Here is a 19,724-nt window from a genome sequence, read left to right on the forward strand (position 1 = left end):
GTACTGACGGGTAACTGGAGGCAACGGAATGCGGGTCACCAACGGCGGTGCCAAGCGAATCCTGGCCGTGCTCGCCGCGGCGCTCACCTTCGGCGCGGTCGCGCCGGCGGTCGCGGAGGCCGCACCGAGCAGCGGCTGGAACGACTGGGGGTGCCGCCCCACGGCCGCCCACCCGGCGCCGGTCGTGCTCGTGCACGGCCTCGGCGCGAACGACACCGTCAACTGGTTCTTCCACGCGCCGAAGATCGCCGCCCAGGGCTACTGCGTCTTCTCGCTGACCTACGGCACCGGCCTCCTCGGCCCCGGCGTCGGCGGGCTCGCGTCGATGCGTGACAGCGCCGCGCAGCTCGGCCGGTTCGTCGACCGGGTGCGGTCCACGACCGGCGCGGCGAAGGTCGACCTCGTCGGCCACTCCGAGGGCAGCACGATGCCCGCGTACTACCTGAAGTTCGGCGGCGGCGCGGCGAAGGTCGCCCACTTCGTCGGCTTCGGCGCGAACTACCGCGGCACGACGCTCGGCGGCCTCGACGCGCTGGCCAAGGCGCTGCTCACCACGGTGCCCGGGCTGGGCCTGGTCCTGAAGACGGCCTGCGGCGCGTGCACGGAGTACCTGGCGCCATCGGCCTTCCTGGACGACCTCGCCCGCGGCGGCGTGCACGTCGCCGGGCCGGCGTACACGAACATCGTGAGCAAGTACGACGAAGTCGTGACGCCGTACACGAGCGGGATCATGAACGAGCCGGGCGCGACGGACATCCTGCTGCAGGACTTCTGCTCGTCCGATGCTTCGGGTCACCTGAGCCAGGCGGTCGACCCGAACGTCACCGGGCTGATCCTGCACGCGCTCGACTCGTCCTATACGCCGAAGTGCACGCCGTTCACGCTTCCGCTGTGAGCGGGTTCTGCCCGAGGTACCGGCGTCCGTTTTCGGCGGACTCCCGAACCGCGGCGAACCCGTACTCCACCATCGCGGACTCGTAGGCCGCCACGGCCTCGAGCAGCGGAGCCCCGGCCAGCGCGGACGCCAGCGCCGCACCATCACGCAACGCGGTGTTGGCGCCCGCGCCGCCGGCCGGGCTCATCGCGTGGATCGCGTCGCCGACGAGCGTCACCCGCGACGGTTCCCACGGCCCGATCGGCACGCTCGTGCGGATCGGCTGCGGGAACGTCGCCGGGACGTCCCAGTGCTCGACCATCGCCCTGGCCAGCGGGTGCCAGCCGTCGACCAGCCCGAGGGCCACCTTCTGCAGGTCGCCGGGGGTCATCGCGGCGAGGTCCGCCTCGGCGTGGCCGACGACCTCCCAACGCGCCCCGACCGAGCAGGTCATGTACGGCTCGCCGTCGCGCAGCCGCAGGTCCGGCACCAGCCGGGCGCACGCGTCGGCGACCGGCTCGGGGTAGTCGACCGGCGCGAACCCGGCCATCGTCCGGTCCGGGCCGATCATCATCGAGAACACCGCGAACATCTCCGGCTCGAACAGCGCCCGGGTGTCCGGGGTGAGCGGGATCCGGCCGTAGAGGTGCACGAGCCCGGCGTCGACGACCTCGGCGTGCGGCAGGCGCCGCTGCCGCACCGCGGAGTTGATGCCGTCCGCCCCCACCAGCAGGCTGCCGCGCGCGGAGGTCCCGTCGGCGAAATGCGCTGTCACGCCGTCTTCATCGGTTGCGTGGTGCGTGCATCGCTTGCCGTAGGTGACTTCCTGGCCGTACAGCAGGATCTGCCGCAGGGTGAAGCGGTTGATGTTGAGGTGGGTGCCCTCGTCTTCCAGGCGCGTGAGCAGCCGCAGCCGCTCGTCGTAGACGTTCGTGTGCGGCAGCGCCCGGCCCGCGGTGGCGCGGAAGAGCTCGTGCAGCTCGGGACGCAGCACCTCGCGCAGCGCCGAGTCGCCGACGCCGCTGATGTGCAGCCGGTAGCCCTGCTTGCGCGCGCCGGCCGACTCGTCGCGTTCGTAGACCTGGTACGGAATTCCGGCTCGGCGCAGGCCGTTCGCGAGGCTCAAGCCACCCAGGCCGGCCCCGATGATGATCACAGACACAGCTGTCCCTTCGTCGCTTCCGAGGAAGGGACGCACAGGTAAGCCTGCTGCCGCCCGGACTAACCCATACCGGACTGTGTCCTATCAGAAACAGTGTCTTCGCGCGTCCTCGGCTCCGACGTTAGCGCACGCGATCTCCGGCGCGCCACACCATTTTCGTCAGCGGCACTCCCGGCCGGTACGCCAAGTGCGTCACCGAAGGCGCGTCGAGGACGTGGACGTCCGCCCGCGCGCCGGGCCGCACCACGCCCACGTCGTCACGACGCAACGCCTTCGCGCCGCCCGCCGTCGCGGCCCAGACCGCTTCTTCGATCGTCATGCGCATCTGCAGCACCGCCGTCGCGACGCAGAACGCCATCGACGTCGTGTACGAGCTGCCCGGGTTCGCGTTGCTGGCCAGCGCCACGGTCGCGCCCGCGTCGAGCAGCCGCCGGGCCGGGGCCAACGCCTGCCGGGTCGACAAGTCGCACGCGGGCAGCAAAGTCGCCACGGTCTCCGACGCGGCCAAGGCCTCGACGTCGGCGTCGCTCAAGTAGGTGCAGTGGTCGACGCTCGCCGCGCCGAGTTCCACCGCCAGCCGCACGCCCGGGCCCTCACCGAGCTGGTTGCCGTGCACGCGCAGGCCGAGCCCGCGCTCGGCGGCGGCCTTCAGGACCCGCGACGACTGCGCCTCGTCGAACGCCCCGGTCTCGCAGAAGACGTCCGCCCAGCGCACGCTCCCCGCGACGGCATCGAGCATCTCGCCGCACACCAGGTCCACATAGGACTCCGCGTCGGCACCCGGCGGCACGAGGTGAGCGCCGAGGAACGTGACCTCGTCGGCGACCTCCCCGGCGATCCGGGCGCTGCGGGCCTCGTCGGCGACCGTAAGCCCGTAACCCGTCTTCGTCTCCAGGCAGGTCGTCCCCTGCTGAGCCGCTTCGTCGACGTGGCGGCGCAGGTTCGCTGCCAGCTGCTCGTCGGACGCCTCCCGCGTCGCGCCGACCGTGATCGCGATTCCGCCCGCCGTATAGGGTTTCCCGGCCATCCGCGCCTCGAACTCGGCAGTGCGGTCGCCGGCGAAGACGAGGTGCGTGTGGCTGTCGACCCAGCCGGGCAGCACCGCGCGGCCGCCGACGTCGACGCGCTCGTCGGCGTCCGGCGCTTGCCCGGCAGCACCCACCCACGCCACTTCGGCGCCGTCGACGACGAGAGCCGCGTCGGTGAGCCGGCCCAGCTCGGGGTCGTTCGTGGTGAGCTCGCCGATGCCCGTGATCAGGACTGCCACAGTGCCTCGATCTCCTTCGCCAGCGCGGTTTCCGGTCGGTCGATCAGCAAGTGCGCGCCGTCTCGCACAACCTCGCGGCCCGCGACGACGACGTGCCGGACGTCGGCGCCCGAAGCCGCGAACAGCACCCCGGACGGCTCGATCCCGGCCGTCCGCACCGAGTCCAGACCGACCGTGACGAGGTCCGCGCCCTGCCCCACGGCGAGCGAACCGACCTCGGGCCAGCCGACGGCGGCGTGGTCGGTGCCCGCTTCGAGGAGTTCTTCGGCGCTGAAGCGGCCGCGTTCCTCGCTGGCCAGCCGGTCGTCCAGTTCCAAGGCGCGGGTTTCCTCGAAGGCGTCAACGACGGCGTTGCTGTCACTGCCGATGCCGAGCCGCACGCCCGCGTCCCGCAGCGCGCGGGCCGGGCCGATTCCGTCGCCGAGATCGCGTTCGGTGGTCGGGCAGAAGCACGCCCGCGCCCCGCTCAGCCGGTTGATGTCCGCCGCCGTCAGGTGGGTCGCGTGCACGGCGACGAGCCGGTCGGTGAGCACCCCGCGTTCGTCCAGCAGCTCGGCCGGCGTGCGGCCGTACGCGCTCCGGCACTGCTCGTTCTCGGCCCGCTGCTCGGAAAGGTGGATGTGCACGACGCGCGCACTATCCACAAGCGACAATTGATCAGCCGGGACCGCGCGTACGGAATGGATCGCGGCGCCGACCCGGAACAGGTCGTCTTCCTTCAGGTCGCCGACGCGCTGAGCCCACGCCGAAGCCGAACCGTCGGAGAACCGGCGCTGGACCTCGTCCGGCTCGACGCCGATTCCGCCCGCGAGATAACACGTGTCCAGGAGCGTCAGCCGGATCCCGGCGTCCGCCGCGGCCCGGCGCAGCGCCTCCCCCATCGCGTTCGGATCGGCGTACGGCTGCCCGCCGGGCCCGTGGTGCAGGTAGTGGAACTCCCCGACGCTCGTGTAGCCGCCGAGGACCATCTCGGCGTAGACCCCGCGTGCCAGCCGGTAGTACGTGTCGGGGTCCAGCCGCGCGGCCAGCGAGTACATCCGCTCGCGCCACGTCCAGAACGTGCCGCGCTCGTGGTGCGTGCGACCGCGCAGGGCCCGGTGAAAGGCGTGCGAGTGCCCGTTCGCGAAGCCAGGCAGCGTCAGCCCGTCGAGCACGAGACCCGCGCGCGGCGCCCCGGCGGTCACGCCGGTGATCCGGCCGTCCGCGACGTCGATCCGCACCCCGGAAGCGACGCCGCCGGGCAGCCAGGCCCGTTCGCACCAATAAGTCATCGCGACAGTTCTTCCAGTGCCGTCGCGAGCGCCTGAGCCCCCGCCTCGACGTCCGCGGCTTCGGCGAACTCCTCCGGCGAGTGGCTGATGCCGGTCGGGTTCCGCACGTAGAGCATCCCCGCCGGGACGAACCCGGCGAGGATCGCGGCGTCGTGCCCGGCACCGGTCGGCAGCTCCGGCACTCCGCCGAGCCAGCCGCCCAGGTCGCGGCGCAGGGCGTCGTCGAACACGACGTCGCCGGAGTAGGACTCGCGGGTGATCTCGACCCGGCAGCCCTCCTCCTTCGCCGCGTCCGAGGCCGCGCGGCTGATCTCGGCGACCAGCCCCGGCGTGCCCTGGCCGGGCACCCGCGCGTCGAGCCAAAGGTCCACTGTGGACGCAATGACGTTGGTTCCGCCCGGGGTCGGCACGAGCCGGCCGACGGTCGCGCGCGCGTCCGGCACGTTCGCGGCCAGCCGCCGGACGGCCGTGACCGTCGCCGCGGCGGGCAGCATCGGGTCGGCGCGGTCCGCGATGAGCGTCGCGCCGGCGTGGTTTCCCTGGCCGGTGAAGGAGAACCGCCAGCGGCCGTGCGCGATCACGGTGCTGCCGACGGCCACCGGCAAGCCGACGTCGATGAGCCCGCGCCCCTGCTCGACGTGCAGTTCGAGGAACTGCCCGATCCGGTCGAGCCGCTCGTGGTCCGGCCCGATCCGCGTCGGGTCGATGCCGGCTTTCTCGGCGGCCTCGGCGAACGTGACGCCGTCGGCGTCCCGCAGGCCGCGCGCCTTGTCGGCGTCGATCGTGCCGGTGAGCAGCCGCGAGCCGAGGCACGGGACACCGAACCGGCCGCCCTCCTCCTCGGCGAACACCACGACGGCGAGCGGCTTGCGCGGCCGAAATCCCTTGCCTTGCAATGCTTCCACGGCGGCCAGTGCGCTCACCACACCGAGCGGGCCGTCGAACGCGCCGCCGCCGGGCACCGAGTCGAGGTGGCTGCCGGTGACGACGGCGTTGCGCCCCGGCGGCCCCCACCAGGCCCAGATGTTGCCGTTGCGGTCGGTCTCGACGTCCAGCTCGAGCCCCAGCGCCCGCTCGACGAACCACTCACGCAGGTCGTGCTCGGGTGAGTCGAAGGCGTGGCGGGAGTAGCCGCCGCGCTTCGGGTCGCGCCCGACGTCGTCGATTTCTTCCAGCAGCCCGGAGGCTTTCACACGTCGTCCCGCATCGGCACCCGCACACCCCGTTCGTCGGCGACCTCGGCCGCGCGATCGTAACCGGCGTCGACGTGCCGGATGACGCCCATGCCCGGGTCGTTGGTGAGCACCCGCTCCAGCTTCTGCGCGGCCAGCGGCGTCCCGTCGGCGACGCTGACCTGGCCCGCGTGGATGGAGCGGCCCATGCCGACGCCGCCGCCGTGGTGGATCGAGACCCAGCTGGCGCCCGAGGAGGTGTTGACCAGCGCGTTGAGCAGCGGCCAGTCGGCGATCGCGTCGGAGCCGTCGGCCATGCCCTCGGTCTCGCGGTACGGCGAGGCGACGCTGCCGGAGTCGAGGTGGTCGCGCCCGATGACGACCGGCGCCTTCAGCTCGCCGCTCGCGACCATCTCGTTGAACCGCAGGCCGGCCAGGTGCCGCTCGCCGTAGCCGAGCCAGCAGATGCGAGCCGGCAGTCCCTGGAACGCGACGCGCTCGCCGGCCAGCTTGATCCACCGGGCGAGGGATTTGTTCTCGGGGAACAGGTCCAGCATCGCGCGGTCGGTCGCGGCGATGTCCTCGGGGTCGCCCGACAGCGCGACCCAGCGGAACGGGCCGTTGCCCTCGCAGAACAGCGGGCGGATGTAGGCCGGCACGAAACCGGGGAAGTCGAACGCGCGCTCGCAGCCGCCCAGCTTGGCCTCGCCGCGCAGGGAGTTTCCGTAGTCGAAGACCTCGGCGCCCTTGTCGAGGAAGCCGAGCATGGCGTCGACGTGGTCGGCCATCGACTCGCGCGAGCGGTCGGTGAACTCGTCGGGCTTCTTGGCCGCGTAGTCGTGCCAGTCGTCGACGCTGACGCCCTTGGGCAGGTACGACAGCGGGTCGTGCGCGGACGTCTGGTCGGTGACGATGTCGACCTCGACATCGCGGCGCAGCAGCTCCGGCAGCACCTCGGCGGCGTTGCCGACGACGGCGACCGACAGCGGCCGCTTCTCCTGCTTCGCCTTCGTGACGCGGGCGATCGCGTCGTCCAGGCTGTCGGCGACCTCGTCGAGGTAGCGCGTCTCGACGCGGCGGTGCGCGCGCTGCGGGTCGCACTCGATGACCAGCGCGACGCCGTCGTTCATGGTGACGGCGAGGGGCTGGGCGCCGCCCATGCCGCCGAGGCCGGCGGTCACGGTCAGGGTGCCTCGCAGCGACCCGCCGAACTTTTTCTTGGCAACCGCGGCGAACGTCTCGTAGGTGCCCTGCAGGATGCCCTGCGTCCCGATGTAGATCCACGAACCCGCGGTCATCTGGCCGTACATCGTGAGGCCCTGCTGCTCTAGGCGGCGGAACTCCGGCCAGGTCGCCCAGTCGCCGACCAGGTTCGAGTTGGCGATGAGCACGCGCGGCGCCCACTCGTGCGTGCGGAACACGCCGACCGGCTTGCCGGACTGGACGAGCAGCGTCTCGTCGATGTCCAAAGTGGTCAGTTCGCGGGTGATCGCGTCGAAGCTGGCCCAGTTGCGGGCGGCCTTGCCGGTGCCGCCGTAGACGACCAGGTCCTCGGGCCGCTCGGCGACGTCGGGGTCGAGGTTGTTGTGGAACATCCGCAGCGCGGCTTCGGTCTGCCACGACTTGGCGGTGAGCTGGGTGCCGCGGGCGGCACGGACGACGCGGGACATCAGACCTCCAGACGGGCGGCGTCGAGGACGGCGCCGGAGCGGACGAGTTCTTCGGCGGCCGCGATCTCGGGCGCCAGGTGCCGATCGGGGCCAGGGCCCTCGACCTTCGTGCGGAGCAGGTCGCGGACCGCGCCGGTGACCGGCGACGGCTTGAGCGGCGCCCGGAAGTCGAGCGCGCGGGCCGCCGTCAGCAGTTCGATGGCCAGCACGGTGGTCAGGCCGTCGACGGCCTTGCGCAGCTTCCGCGCGGCCGACCAGCCCATGGAGACGTGGTCCTCCTGCATCGCGCTGCTCGGGATGGAGTCGACGGACGCCGGCACGGCGAGCCGCTTCAGCTCGCTGACGATCGCGGCCTGCGTGTACTGCGCGATCATGTGCCCGGAGTCGACACCAGGGTCGTGCGCGAGGAACGGCGGCAGGCCGTGCGAGCGGGCCTTGTCGAGCATCCGGTCGGTGCGGCGCTCGGCGATGCTCGCGACGTCGGCGACCGGGATGGCCAGGAAGTCCAGCACGTACGCGACGGGCGCGCCGTGGAAGTTGCCGTTGGACTCGACGCGGCCGTCGGCGAGGACGACGGGATTGTCCACGGCGGACCTCAGCTCACGGTCGCCGACGAGTTCGGCGTGCGCGAGGGTGTCGCGCGCGGCGCCGTGGACCTGCGGGGCGCAGCGCAGCGAGTAGGCGTCCTGGACGCGGTTGCAGTCCGGCCCGCGGTGGCTCTCGACGATCTTCGAGCCCTGCAACGCCTGGAACATCCGGGCCGCGCTCAGCGCCTGGCCGGGGTGCGGGCGCAGGGCCTGCAGGTCGGCGGCGAACACGCGATCGGTGCCGAGCAGTGCCTCGACGCTCATCGCGGCGGTGAGGTCGGCGACGTCGAAGAGCCGGTGCAGGTCAGCGGCGGCAAGCAGGAGCATCCCGAGCATGCCGTCGGTCCCGTTGGTGAGCGCGAGGCCTTCCTTTTCGGCGAGGACGACCGGCTCGACACCGGCGTGCTTCAGCGCTTCGCCGGCGGGAACGACTTCACCGCGATACTCGACTTCGCCCTCGCCCATGAGCGCGAGCGCGACGGCGGCCAGCGGCGCGAGGTCGCCGGAGCAGCCGAGCGAGCCGTACTCGTGGACGATCGGGGTGATACCGGCGTTGAGCAGGGTCGCAAGCGTTTGCGCGGTGCCCGGGTTGATGCCGGTGTAGCCGCTGGCGAGCGTGCGCAACCGCAGCAGCATGAGCGCGCGGACGACCTCGGTCTCCACCGCGGGCCCGGCGCCGGCGGCGTGCGAGCGGACGAAGCTGCGCTGCAGCGCGGTCCGGCTCTCCACCGGGATGTGCCGGGTGGCCAGCGCGCCGAAGCCGGTCGAGACGCCGTAGGTCGGCGTCACGGCGTTGGCCAGGTTCTCGATGTGCTGGCGGGTCGCGGCGAGGTTCTTCTCGGCCGCGTCCGTGAGCCCGACCGGCGCGTGGCCGCGGACGACGTCGACGACCTGGGCGGCGGTCAGCGGTTCGGGGCCCAGGAGCACTTTTTCCGGCATGGGCTCATTGGACATCGTCCTTCCCGCTGGTGGGCTGCCTCAACGAGTGGTTGTGTCTGGTATCCCAGACAACGGAGCTACCCTGGCCCCGAGCGCCCCAATGTGGCCTTCGGTGCGTTGAACGCACCCAAGGGGCCCTTCGGTGCGTTGAGCGCAACCAAGGCCACATTGGGGCGCCTGGCCCGGGAGGTGCGGATGGGTGAGAGCAGCGAGGTGCCGGCGCTGCGCCGGGGCTTGGCGGTGCTGCGCCTGCTGGCGACGCGGCCGGGTCCGGTGACCGCGGCGGCGATCGCGCGGGAGGCGGGACTCCCCCGGTCGACGACGTACCACCTGCTCGGCGAGCTCGAGGCCGCCGGGTTCGTCGTGCACCTGCCCGCGGAACGCCGGTACGGCCTGGGCATCGCGGCTTTCGAGCTGGGTTCGGCGTACCTGCGCCACGATCCCCTCGAGCGCCTGGCCGGGCCGTTGCTGCGCAAGCTCGTCGACCGCGCCGGCCACACCGCGCACCTGGGCGTGCTGCACGGCAACGAGTCGCTGTACCTGATCAAGGAGCGCCCGGCGCGGCCGGAGACCCTGGTGACCGAGGTCGGCGTCCGGCTGCCGGCCCAGCTGACGGCGTCCGGCCGGGCCATCCTGCGGCACCTGCCGGCGCCACACGTCCGGGCGTTGTTCCCGTCGGCGTCGGCGTTCGTGCTCCGCACCGGCCGCGGTCCGCGCACCCTCGCCGAGCTGCGCCGGACGTTGACGGCGGAGCGCCGGCTGGGCTGGTCGGTGGAGGACGGCCACGTGACGGCGGGGTTCGCGTCGGTGGCGGCCCCGGTCTTCGACCACGGCGCCCGCCCCATGGCGGCGATCAGCGTGACCCTGCGCCACCACTGCACCGCCGAGCCGTGCGCGCAGACGTGGCCGGAGCTGGCGGCCGAGGTGGCGGCGTCGGCCGCCGAGCTGACCAGCCGGATCAGCGGCCACCCGGGCTGACCCGCTGCGGCGATCGGGGCAACTGTCACCGAACGGCTCGATTCCACTCCGCTGGGTTATTACCGTGACTGAGCAGGGGTTTCGAGGGGACGTCGGGTGATGGACGACGCACGCGTGACGAGGGTGGGATTCGGCGCGGTCCTGGCCGTCGCCGAGTTCCGCGCGATGTGGGTCGCTGAGCTGCTGTCCGTCTGCGGCGACCAGCTCGCCCGCGTCGCGCTCGCGGTCCTCGTCTACCAGCGCACTTCGTCGGCGGCCCTGACCGGCCTGACCTACGCCCTGACGTACGTGCCCTCGCTGCTCGGCGGGGTCCTGCTCGCCGGGGCGGGTGACCGGTGGCCGCGCCGGGACGTCATGGTCGTGGCCGACCTGGCCCGCGCCGCGCTCGTCGGCGTCATCGCGGTCCCCGGCGTCCCGCTGTGGGTGCTGTGCGTGCTGGTCGCGGTGATGACGGCGCTGGGCGGGCCGTTCAAGGCCGCTCAGCAGGCGTTGCTGCCCTCGGTGCTCGACGGCGAGCGGTACCTGGTCGGAATGGCCCTGCGGAACGTGACGATCCAGGGCGCGCAGCTGGCCGGGTTCGCCGGCGGCGGGCTGCTGATCGCCGCGCTCGCGCCGTCCGCGGCGCTGGCGCTGGACGCGGTGACGTTCGTGCTCTCGGCGGCGTTCCTGGTCACCGGCGTCCGGCGCCGCGCGGCGATCGCGCGGGCGGTCCGGCCGGCGTGGCTCTCGACGACGTCCGCGGGCATCCGGCTGATCTGGCGCGATCCCGCGTTGCGGACGCTGGTGGCGCTGAACTGGCTGGCCGGGTTCTACATCGTGCCGGAGGCGCTGGCCGCGCCGTACGCGGCCGGGATCGGCGCGGGCGCGGCGCTGGTGGGGCTGCTGATGGCGGCGGACCCGGCGGGCAGCGTGCTCGGCGGCGTCGTGTTCGGCAAGTGGATCCCGGAACGCGCGCAGGTCCGCGTGCTCGGGTGGCTGGGGATCGCGGCGGGGCTGCCGCTGATCGTGTTCGCTTTCCGGCCGGGCCTGGTGCTGTCGGTCGTGTTGCTGGCGGTGTCCGGGCTGCTGGCCACGGGCTACAACATCCAGGGCACGGTGTCGTTCATGCGGCGGGTGCCCGACGAGCACCGCGCGCAGTGCGCCGGCGTGAACTCGGCGGGGCTGCTCACCGTGCAGGGCGTCGGCGCGGCCGCGGCGGGCGTGCTGGCCGACGTGTTGAGCCCGGCGCACACCATCGCCGTGGCCGGGGCGGCGGGCGCCGCGGTGGCCGTGCCGATCGCGAGGGCGTGGCGCCGGGCCGGGCTGGAGGGACCATGACCTCAGTTGTCGCGTCCGCACATGGCGCGCCTCCCTTCGGCACCTCGGGCCGTACCGGCTCCGTCACCGGCCGGACACCATGAGTATGCAGACCGGTGCCGGGACACCGCGCGGCGCACCGCGGTTTCGTGACGTCCTCGTGGCACCACGGCGCTGGGCGCTGTGGCGCCAGAGCCCGCGGGTGATCGTCTACTGCCTGCTGAGCGAAGCGGCTGCGGTGGTACTGACGCTGCGCCCGTTCCCGGTCGCGGTGGACCGCCGGACGCTGCTGATCCTCGCGACACTGCTGGTCCTCGGCGTGATCCAGTCGGAGACGGGCCGCCGCGTCGAGCGCATCCGGCGCCGCGTGTCGGGGACCCCGCACATCAACATGACGTCGGTGTGGACGTTCGCCGGCGTCCTCCTTCTGCCGCCGGTGTTGCTGGCGGTGCTGGTCGGCGGCCTGTACGCGCACCTGGCGGTCCGCAGCTGGTACCGCCTGCAGCGGGTGCCGGTGTCGAGGACGGTCAGCAACGCGGCCATCATCCTGCTCTCGTGCTACGCGGCTCAGGCGGTGCTGCGGGTCTCGGGTGCGTCGGACGTGCGCTCGGCGTTCACGCACGGCTGGGCCGGAACGTTCGCGATCGCGGGCGCGGGAGCGACGTTCTTCGTGGTGAACGCCCTGCTGGTGCTCCCGGCGCGCCGCGAGGTCGGCCGGACGCCGGAGGCGTTGTTCGGTACGTGGTCGGACAACGGCCTGGAGGTGGCGACGCTGTGCCTGGGCGCGCTGAACGCCGTGTCCCTGGCGATGTTGCCGGGCCTGGTGGTGCTGGTGCTGCCGCCGTTGCTGCTGTTGCACCGGACGGTGCTGGTGAAGCAGCTGGAGGTGGCGGCCCACCGCGACGCGAAGACGGGCCTGTACAACACGAGCGGCTGGCACGCGCTGGCCGAGCGAACCCTGGCGGCGGCCGCGCGCCAGCACACGACGTTCGGCTTGCTGATGCTGGACCTCGACCACTTCAAGCAGGTGAACGACACGTACGGCCACTTGGCGGGCGACGCGGTGTTGCGAGCGGTGGCGGAGGCGATCATCTCGGCGGTCCGCGGCCGAGGTGACGCGGTGGGCCGGTTCGGCGGCGAAGAGTTCGTGGTCCTGCTGCCGGGCATCGCCCACCCGGACATCGGAGCGGTGGCGGAGCGCATCCGCCGCGCGATCACGGCCCTGAAGGTCCCGGCGGGCCAGCTGTCGATCACCGGCCTGTCGACCTCGATAGGCATGGCGATCTACCCGACGGCGGGAACCTCGCTCCAGCGCCTACTGGACGCAGCGGATACAGCGCTGTACCACGCCAAAGCCACAGGTCGAAACAAGGTGGTCCACGTAGCGGACCTGGTCTGATCAGGCGATCTTGTGCCGCCGCCCGGCATCGAGCCCGAGCATGGCCAGCAGCTCGGCACACTCCCCGACATTGGACGAGTGCCCGGCCACGGTGATGACGGCCCGATCGTTCTGTTCAGCGAGCCGAACGGCCTCCTCAGCCCGGATAACCCCCATCCGGCTGTCTTCATCATTGGCGGTCGAGCTGCCGTTGGAACGGGCCCAGGTCATCTGGCCACCTACTTCCGACTCCGCGGGTGCAGAGCCATGGTCGGGCCTCAAGCATGACACTCACAAAAATTTCACCCACAAGTGGGCCCCATCACAAGGCAGTGTTCGCGGAAAGTAGCGACGCTTCGGCGGTGGGTCTGGGCGGCGGATCTGGCGGTGGAGCTGCGGAGGTGGCTTGGAGAGCGCGAGCCAGTGGGGGGGTGCGGTACGGGGAGCGATCGCGACGAAGGGTCGGGGTCGCGGAGCGGCAGGGCGCGGACGTCACGTGTGAGGCAAACTGTCCCTTTGGGGCCTTCCGGCACCCCGAAGCTGTCATCGTGACTACGGCCGACAACACCGCGTCAAGGCGGGAAAGATGCCTTGACCCGGCGCTGCCGGCCGTGTTCTGGCTTCGGATCGGGGTGCGGGGGGGGTCTGGGTGCTCGTCGGTGCCCGTTCCCGCGTCAGCTCGGCTTGCGAAGCGGCCGGAAGGGCAAGGGGCGAAGCCCCAAGGGCGGGGTCCAGGGGCGAAGCCCCGGAGAGAAGGGGCGAAGCCCCGAGAAAGCGGGGTCCCGGGGCGAAGCCCCCGGGGAGGGGGTCCAGGGGGCGAAGCCCGCCTGGCGGGGGTCTGGGGGTTCGACCCCCAGAGGCGATGAGTGAGACAAAGAGAAGGCCCACAGCCCCGAAGGGGCGAGGGCCTTCTCGTGTCGAGTGGAGGTGCCGGGAATTGAACCCGGGTCCTCTGGCGTATCAACAGGGCTTCTCCGTGCGCAGTCCGCTACGTCTCTACTTGGCCCCCTCAGTCATGCGAACGAGCTGAGGTGACGAGCCCAGCCACTGTTTGCTTCACGACTGTTCCCCGTGGCCGGGACAGTCGCTGAGCCTCCTAGCTGATGCCGGTACCCGGGCCGGAGGCGAACCCGGGCCGACAGAGACGCACTCGCTCAGGCGGCGAGGGCGTACTCGCGCTGATTGGAATCGGCGCTTATTCGTTTGCGATGACGCTTACGGTGGTCTCTCGCCTGCACCGGCACGCTTCCCCTGGATCAACGTCCAAAGTCGAAACCGTTCACCCCCTTGGTGGGAACACAACCTCTACATCATAACGCGTGCCGCTACCTCTTTACTCCAGGCGGGTAGGGCCAGCCCTACCGCGGGGATGCCCGCGCGCACCATGTTCGCGGGTCTGCCGGAAGACGATCCTTGAGTCCATCGTGGGATGAAGGGAGCCCGTCATGGGTAGCGAGAGGCGGGATCCGCCGTTCGGTGGGTCGGTGGTGTTCCTGCTGATGAACTTGCCGCTGGGGGTCGCGGCGTTCGTCGTGCTGACGTCGTTCGCGGGGGCCGGGCTGGGGACCGCGGTCGTGTGGGTGGGGGTCGGTTTGCTCGCGCTGCTCGTGCTGGCGGTGCGGGGGGCCGCCCGCGTGGAGCGTGCGCGGGTCTATGCGCTGCTGGACCGGTACATCGATCTGCCGTACCTGCCGCTGCCGGCCGGGAAGCAGGCGGAACGGTGGAAGGGGCGGCTGAAGGACCCGTCGACGTGGCGGGACCTGACCTATTTCTTCCTGCTGTTCCCGCTGGGCATCATCGAGTTCGTGCTGGTGACGACGTTCTGGTCGACGAGTTTGGCGCTGGCCGGGTTGCCGATCTACTTCCGGTGGCTGCCGGGGGGCGCGTATTACTTCCCGTCGGAGGACCTGCGGTGGCTGACCGTGGATTCGACGGTGGAAGCGCTACCGTGGGCAGCGCTGGGGGTGTTGTTCATCGCGTTGTCGGTGGCGCTGACGAAGGCGCTGGCGGGGATGCACGCCCGCGTGGCGAGCGCGTTGCTGGGGACGACCGTGGCCCAGCGCCGTCGGATGGAGCGCTGGTGGGAAGACGCGGAAGAGAAGAACCTGGTGGCGGGATGACCGAGGCGCAGCGGCTGGAGCACCCGCGGCCGAACCCGGCTCGCACGATCGTGTACATGATCGTGAGCTTCGTCTTCCGGATCGTGCAGTTCGTGCTGATCGTGACGGGGATCGCGGTGGGGGTGGGCACGGCGGTGGTGTGGGTCGGGTTCCCGATCCTGCTGGCGACGACGAGCTTCATCCGCTGGTCGGCGGATCGGGAGCGGGCGTGGATGGGGGCGATGCTGCAGGTGCCGCTGCCGCCGGTGGAGCGGCGCTCGCAGGAGGGCCTGCCCCTGCTGCGGCGGTGGATCGTGCGGCTGAGCGATCCGACGACGTGGCGTGACCTGGCGTACCTGATGCTGGCGTTCCCGCTGGCGTGCGCGGAGCTCGGGATCGCGATCGCGTCGATCGTCCTGCTGCCGATGGCGATCTGGGTGACGCCGTGGCTGGGCTGGCTGCACGGCGAGCTGGGCGTCGCGCTGCTGGGGCCGGACCGCACGGTGCGGCTGGAGCAGAAGGCCGAGCGGCTGCAGGCTTCGCGGGCGCGGGGTGTCGACGCGGCCGAGGCGGAGCGGCGCCGCATCGAGCGTGACCTGCACGACGGCGCGCAGCAGCGGCTGGTCGCGGTCGCGATGAGCCTCGGGCGGGCGAAGGCGAAGTTCGACCAGGACCCGGCCATGGTGCGGGAGCTGATCGACGAGGCGCACTCGGACGCGAAGCTCGCCGTGTCGGAGCTGCGGGACCTGGCTCGCGGCATCTTCCCGGCCGTCCTCGGGGACCGGGGGCTGGACGCGGCGCTGTCGGCGCAGGCGGCGAAGTCGCCGATTCCGGTGGACGTGACGGTGTCCGTGGAGCCGAGGCCGCCGGCCGCGGTGGAGACGACGGCCTACTTCATCGTCGGCGAGACGCTGACGAACATCGCGAAGCACTCCGGAGCGTCCGAAGCGGGTGTGAAGGTGTGGCGGACCGACGACCACGTGGTCGTCGAGATCACCGACAACGGCCACGGCGGCGCCGAGGTGCGTCCCGGCGGCGGGCTGGCCGGCCTGGCCGACCGCGCCGCGACGATCGACGGCGTGATCACGGTCGTCAGTCCGATCGGCGGGCCGACGGTAATCCGGGCTGACCTCCCCTGCCAGTGGTGAATAGGCTGGACCCCGTTCATCCACGAGCTTGGGGGCCGGATGCGGGTAGTCATCGCCGAAGACGCCGTGCTGCTGCGGGCCGGGGTGACCCGCCTGCTCGCCGACGAGGGCATCGAGACGGCCGCAGCCGTCGACAACGGCGACGATCTGCTCGGCGCGATCAAGGAACATCGCCCTGACCTGGCGATCGTCGACGTCCGGATGCCCCCGACGTTCACCGACGAGGGTCTGCGCGCGGCCCTGGCGGCGCGCAAGGAGATCCCGGGGCTGCCGGTGCTGGTGCTCTCGCAGTACGTCGAGGAGTCGTACGCGGTGGAGCTGCTGTCGGGCGGCGCCGGCGGCGTCGGCTACCTGCTGAAGGAGCGGGTGGCCGACGTTGAGGAGTTCCTGGACGCGGTCCGCCGGGTGGCCAACGGCGGCACGGCGATCGACCCGGACGTGATCGCCCAGCTGATGGCCCGCGGCCGCCGCAACCCCCTGGACGCGTTGACCGCCCGCGAGTCCGAGGTGCTGGGGCTGATGGCCCAGGGCCTGTCGAACACGGCGATCGCGAACTCCCTGGTGGTTTCGCACGGCGCGGTGGAGAAGCACATCGGCAACATCTTCTCGAAGCTCGGCCTGGAGGCGAGCGCGGAGGAACACCGCCGGGTCCGCGCGGTGCTGACCTACCTGGGCCGCTGAGCCCGCCACCACGGCGTTCGCAAGTCGACCTCTCTGCGTCACCGAGCGGACAGACGGTGACCAAAAGCCCCGTAAAGTGGACATAGGGTCACCCGTTCCGCGGACGGCACCCTCCACACCGCTCACTTACCATGAGCGGACCCCTCGGAGAGGAGCGCGCAGATGTCCGACGATTCCCGCTGCGTCCGCTTCTTCGGCGGCCCGCTCGACGGCCGCGTCCAGGAGCTCGGGGACGCCGAACCCGTGCCCGGCACCGTCATCCGGCACATCCACCTCCACGGCGGCCCGAAGATCGAGACCCGCTACGAGCTCGGCCTCACCGAGAGCGGCTGGGAGTACCGCGTCTCCGCGACGCGGCACGAACCCGAGCCCGACGGCCTGAGGTAGGGAGAACCCCCGTATCGAGCGGGGGTGAACAGGACCCCGAAGACGCCGGTCAGCACCGCTGTTCCCGCAGGTCGAACCGGCCAGGCTGGTGCGCATGCAGACAAGCCAGCGAGGCGGCCGGGACAGGTTTCTCGACGTCGTCCGGGCGGGGGCCATCCTCGCCGTCATCGCCCAGCACTGGGTCATGCCGGTGCTCTCGTACTCCGACGGCCGGCTGGCCACGGGCAACGCGCTCGCGACGCCCGGCTGGTGGGTCGTCACCTGGCTGTCCCAGGTCATGCCCCTGGTGTTCTTCGCCGGCGGCGCGGCCAACCTCATTTCGCTGAGCCGCGCGAAGTCGACGCGCGAGTGGCTCGGCGCGCGGCTCAAGCGGCTGATGCTGCCGGTCCTGCCGCTGCTGGCCGTCTGGCTCGTCATGCCGGACTTCCTCCGCGGCCTCGGTATCCCGCCTCAGCCGTTGCAGGTCGCCGGCGCGATCGCCGCGCAGCTGCTGTGGTTCCTCGCGGTCTACGTCCTGGTCGTGCTCCTCACGCCGCTGATGGTCGCCGCGCACCGGCGCTGGGGCCTGAAGGTGCCGCTGGTCATGGGGGTCGCCGGCGTCCTCGTCGACGTCGCCCGCTTCAACGATCTCGGCTACCTCGGTTACGCCAACGCGATCTTCGTCTGGGTCGCCGTCCACCAGCTCGGCTTCCACTACGTCGAAGGCCGCCTCGGCTCGCTCACCCGCCGCGCCGCCTTGACGCTCTCGGCCGCCGGCTTCGGCATCACCGCGATGATGGTCGCCTTCGGCCCCTACCCGGCCAGCATGATCGGCATGCCGGGCGCGCCGGTGTCGAACATGAGCCCGCCGACCGTGCTGCTCGCCTTCCTCGCCGTCGGCCAGATCGGCCTGCTGCTCGCCTTCCGCCCGCAGCTCAACGCGCTCGCGGAACGTCCCGTCATCGGGCCCGCGCTCGGCTGGCTCGGCGCGCGGTTCATGAGCGTCTACCTCTGGCACATGCCGGCGCTGATCGTGGTGGCGGGTGTGACGGTCTACGGCCTCGGCTACGAGACGCCCACGCCGGGCACGCTGCTCTGGCTCGTCATGGCGCCCGCGTGGTTCGCGGTGTGCGGGCTGGTGCTGCTGGGCTTGCTGCGGTTGTTCGCGCACTTCGAAATGCAGCGCGACACGGCCGGGGTCACCGCGAGGGTGCCGCAGCTGGTCGTCGCCGGGTTGCTGATCTCCGGTGGCCTGCTCGGCCTGGCGGCGCACGGGTTCGCGCCGCTTTCGGACGGCATCGCGCACGGCCCGGTGCCGTGGGTGGTCCTCGCGGCGGCCGGGTTCCTCCTGGCGGGCAAGCAGGTTCCGGTGGTCGACCTGCTGGGCCGCGCGGTCGCCGTCACGGAACGGGCCGCGGTCAGGCGCTGAGCAGCCGCAGCGGGGTGTCGTGCAGGACAGCCCGCAGGAACGGCTCTCCCAGGCGATCGTCGGCCGCCCAGCCGGCGATCGCCTGCAGCTGCGTCGCGTAGGAGTACGGGATGTTCGGGAAGTCCGTGCCGAGCACGACGCGGCCGGCGAACTCGGCCAGCCGCGCGGTCCAGTCCGGCGGCAGCGGCGACATCTTCTCCGCGAACGGGACCCCGACCATCGTCGTGTCCAGATGCACGCGCGGGTACTTCTCGAGCAGTTCGAACGCGACGCCGAACTCCGGCATCGCCGCGTGCGCGAGCACCGCCGTCAGGTCCGGGTACCGCGCCAGGACCTCTTCGAACACCGACAACCCGGTGAAATCGCCCCGCAACGGACCGTGTCCACAGTGGACGACGACCGGGACGCCCGCGTCGGCCAGCGCGCCCCACACCGGCTTCAGCAGCTCGTCACGCGGGTCGTACGCGCCCACCTGCACGTGCGCCTTGAACACCCGGGCGCCGGCGCGCAACGCACCGTCCACAGCGGACCCGGCGCCGGGCTCGGGGTAGAACGTCCCGGTCGGTACCGCGTCCGGAACGTTCGCGGCGAACTCCAGCGCCCACTCCGTCAGCCACTGCGCCATCCCCGGCTTGTGCGGGTAGACGAGCGGCGCGAAGCGAGAAACACCCAGCGATCGCAATGTCTCCAGCCGGTCCGATTCGGACGTCCGGTAGTGCACCGGCCAGTCGGTGCCGTAGTGCGTCGAGGCCCGGTCGAAGTACGCCCAGACCTTGTCCATCACCGGTTTCGGCAGGAAGTGGACGTGCAGGTCGACCAGGCCCGGCAAGCCCAGCGACGCCGTCCAGCGCGCCACGTCGGCGTCGGAGGCCGGGCCCGCCGTCACTCCGTGAACCGGCCCTTCAACGCGCGGCCCATCGCCTTCCTGATGTCGCGATCGGCGTCGCGCTTGGCGAGCGTCTGCCGCTTGTCGTAGGCCTTCTTGCCCTGGGCCAGCGCGATCTCGACCTTGACCTTGCCGTCTTTGAAGTACATCGACAGCGGCACCAGGGAGAGCCCGCTCTCCTTGGTCTTGCCGATGAGCTTCTCGATCTCCCGCCGGTGCAGCAACAGCTTCCGCGTCCGCCGCGGCGTGTGGTTGGTCCACGTGCCCTGCGTGTACTCCGGGATGTGCACGTTGCGCAGCCACACTTCGCCGTCGTCGACCGTCGCGAACGCGTCCGCCAGGGACGCCTTGCCCTCGCGCAGGCTCTTCACCTCGGTGCCGACGAGCACGAGACCGCACTCGTAGGTGTCGAGGATGGAGTAATCGTGCCGCGCTTTGCGGTTCGACACGATCACCTTCTGGCCACGTTCCTTGGGCATACGACCACTCTACGTGATGTCCGGGGCCGCAAGCAGCCGGTT

At 71.6% G+C, this 19,724-nt stretch carries 18 protein-coding genes and 1 other RNA gene; 9 read left to right on the forward strand and 10 right to left on the reverse strand.

Annotation, left to right across the window (positions count from 1 at the left end; genetic code table 11):
• Positions 1-28: 28 nt before the first annotated feature.
• A complete protein-coding gene (locus tag AB0N03_RS12365) occupies positions 29-895 on the forward strand; it encodes a lipase (protein WP_364369500.1) in 867 nt (288 codons plus the stop codon).
• On the opposite strand, the gene AB0N03_RS12370 is transcribed toward AB0N03_RS12365, so the two are convergent.
• The 6 genes from AB0N03_RS12370 to hutH form a co-directional block, all read right to left on the reverse strand.
• Entirely contained in the window at positions 879-2,036 is a 1,158-nt protein-coding gene (locus tag AB0N03_RS12370) for an NAD(P)/FAD-dependent oxidoreductase (protein ID WP_364369503.1), read from the reverse strand. The genes AB0N03_RS12365 and AB0N03_RS12370 overlap by 17 nt on opposite strands.
• A 121-nt stretch (positions 2,037-2,157) precedes the next feature.
• Entirely contained in the window at positions 2,158-3,303 is a 1,146-nt protein-coding gene (gene hutI / locus AB0N03_RS12375) for an imidazolonepropionase (RefSeq protein WP_364369505.1), read from the reverse strand.
• Positions 3,291-4,574 carry a formimidoylglutamate deiminase gene (locus AB0N03_RS12380; protein WP_364369508.1) on the reverse strand — a complete coding sequence of 428 codons (1,284 nt, stop codon included), beginning with the start codon at positions 4,572-4,574 and terminating at the stop codon, positions 3,291-3,293. The genes hutI and AB0N03_RS12380 overlap by 13 nt, the downstream gene beginning before the upstream one ends.
• A complete protein-coding gene (locus AB0N03_RS12385) occupies positions 4,571-5,767 on the reverse strand; it encodes an allantoate amidohydrolase (protein WP_364369511.1) in 1,197 nt (398 codons plus the stop codon). The genes AB0N03_RS12380 and AB0N03_RS12385 overlap by 4 nt, the downstream gene beginning before the upstream one ends.
• Positions 5,764-7,416: a urocanate hydratase gene (gene hutU / locus AB0N03_RS12390; RefSeq protein WP_364369514.1), complete on the reverse strand. Its 1,653-nt coding sequence runs from the start codon at positions 7,414-7,416 to the stop codon at positions 5,764-5,766. The genes AB0N03_RS12385 and hutU overlap by 4 nt, the downstream gene beginning before the upstream one ends.
• The gene (gene hutH / locus AB0N03_RS12395) at positions 7,416-8,942 is read right to left on the reverse strand and encodes a histidine ammonia-lyase (RefSeq protein WP_364369517.1); all 1,527 of its coding nucleotides are present in this window, start codon (positions 8,940-8,942) and stop codon (positions 7,416-7,418) included. Before hutH ends, hutU begins: the two co-directional genes overlap by 1 nt.
• 195 nt (positions 8,943-9,137) lie before the next feature.
• Between hutH and AB0N03_RS12400 the strand changes: the two genes are divergently transcribed.
• From AB0N03_RS12400 to AB0N03_RS12410, 3 genes are all read left to right on the forward strand, one after another.
• The gene (locus AB0N03_RS12400; protein WP_364369520.1) at positions 9,138-9,920 is read left to right on the forward strand and encodes an IclR family transcriptional regulator; all 783 of its coding nucleotides are present in this window, start codon (positions 9,138-9,140) and stop codon (positions 9,918-9,920) included.
• Between the two features lie 99 nt (positions 9,921-10,019).
• Positions 10,020-11,237, forward strand: coding sequence for an MFS transporter (locus tag AB0N03_RS12405; protein ID WP_364369523.1), 1,218 nt, complete (start codon positions 10,020-10,022; stop codon positions 11,235-11,237).
• 139 nt (positions 11,238-11,376) lie between these two features.
• The gene (locus AB0N03_RS12410; protein WP_364369658.1) at positions 11,377-12,615 is read left to right on the forward strand and encodes a GGDEF domain-containing protein; all 1,239 of its coding nucleotides are present in this window, start codon (positions 11,377-11,379) and stop codon (positions 12,613-12,615) included.
• Here the strand turns inward: AB0N03_RS12410 and AB0N03_RS12415 are convergent, their stop codons facing one another.
• Positions 12,616-12,825 (reverse strand): hypothetical protein, encoded by a 210-nt coding sequence (locus AB0N03_RS12415; RefSeq protein WP_364369526.1) that lies wholly within the window; start codon positions 12,823-12,825, stop codon positions 12,616-12,618.
• 688 nt (positions 12,826-13,513) lie between these two features.
• Positions 13,514-13,881, reverse strand: a transfer-messenger RNA (tmRNA) gene (ssrA, locus tag AB0N03_RS12420).
• A 158-nt stretch (positions 13,882-14,039) separates the two neighbouring features.
• On the opposite strand from ssrA, the gene AB0N03_RS12425 reads away from it, so the two are divergent.
• From AB0N03_RS12425 to AB0N03_RS12445, 5 genes are all read left to right on the forward strand, one after another.
• A complete protein-coding gene (locus tag AB0N03_RS12425) occupies positions 14,040-14,714 on the forward strand; it encodes a sensor domain-containing protein (protein WP_364369529.1) in 675 nt (224 codons plus the stop codon).
• Positions 14,711-15,841, forward strand: coding sequence for a sensor histidine kinase (locus tag AB0N03_RS12430; protein ID WP_364369532.1), 1,131 nt, complete (start codon positions 14,711-14,713; stop codon positions 15,839-15,841). The genes AB0N03_RS12425 and AB0N03_RS12430 overlap by 4 nt, the downstream gene beginning before the upstream one ends.
• Positions 15,842-15,880: 39 nt before the next feature.
• Entirely contained in the window at positions 15,881-16,522 is a 642-nt protein-coding gene (locus AB0N03_RS12435) for a response regulator transcription factor (RefSeq protein WP_329051584.1), read from the forward strand.
• A gap of 162 nt (positions 16,523-16,684) precedes the next feature.
• Positions 16,685-16,909: a hypothetical protein gene (locus tag AB0N03_RS12440; RefSeq protein ID WP_364369536.1), complete on the forward strand. Its 225-nt coding sequence runs from the start codon at positions 16,685-16,687 to the stop codon at positions 16,907-16,909.
• Positions 16,910-17,003: 94 nt separating this feature from the next.
• On the forward strand, positions 17,004-18,317 hold the full coding sequence (locus tag AB0N03_RS12445) for an acyltransferase (RefSeq protein ID WP_364369539.1): 1,314 nt from the start codon (positions 17,004-17,006) through the stop codon (positions 18,315-18,317).
• Here AB0N03_RS12445 and AB0N03_RS12450 read toward each other — a convergent pair.
• Positions 18,307-19,203, reverse strand: a complete 897-nt coding sequence (locus AB0N03_RS12450; protein ID WP_364369542.1) for an amidohydrolase family protein — start codon at positions 19,201-19,203, stop codon at positions 18,307-18,309. The genes AB0N03_RS12445 and AB0N03_RS12450 overlap by 11 nt on opposite strands.
• Positions 19,200-19,682, reverse strand: a complete 483-nt coding sequence (smpB, locus tag AB0N03_RS12455) for an SsrA-binding protein SmpB (RefSeq protein ID WP_354826990.1) — start codon at positions 19,680-19,682, stop codon at positions 19,200-19,202. The genes AB0N03_RS12450 and smpB overlap by 4 nt, the downstream gene beginning before the upstream one ends.
• Between the last annotated feature and the right edge of the window lie 42 nt (positions 19,683-19,724).

The organism is Amycolatopsis sp. NPDC051061 (genome assembly GCF_040682935.1).
Lineage (GTDB): Bacteria > Actinomycetota > Actinomycetes > Mycobacteriales > Pseudonocardiaceae > Amycolatopsis.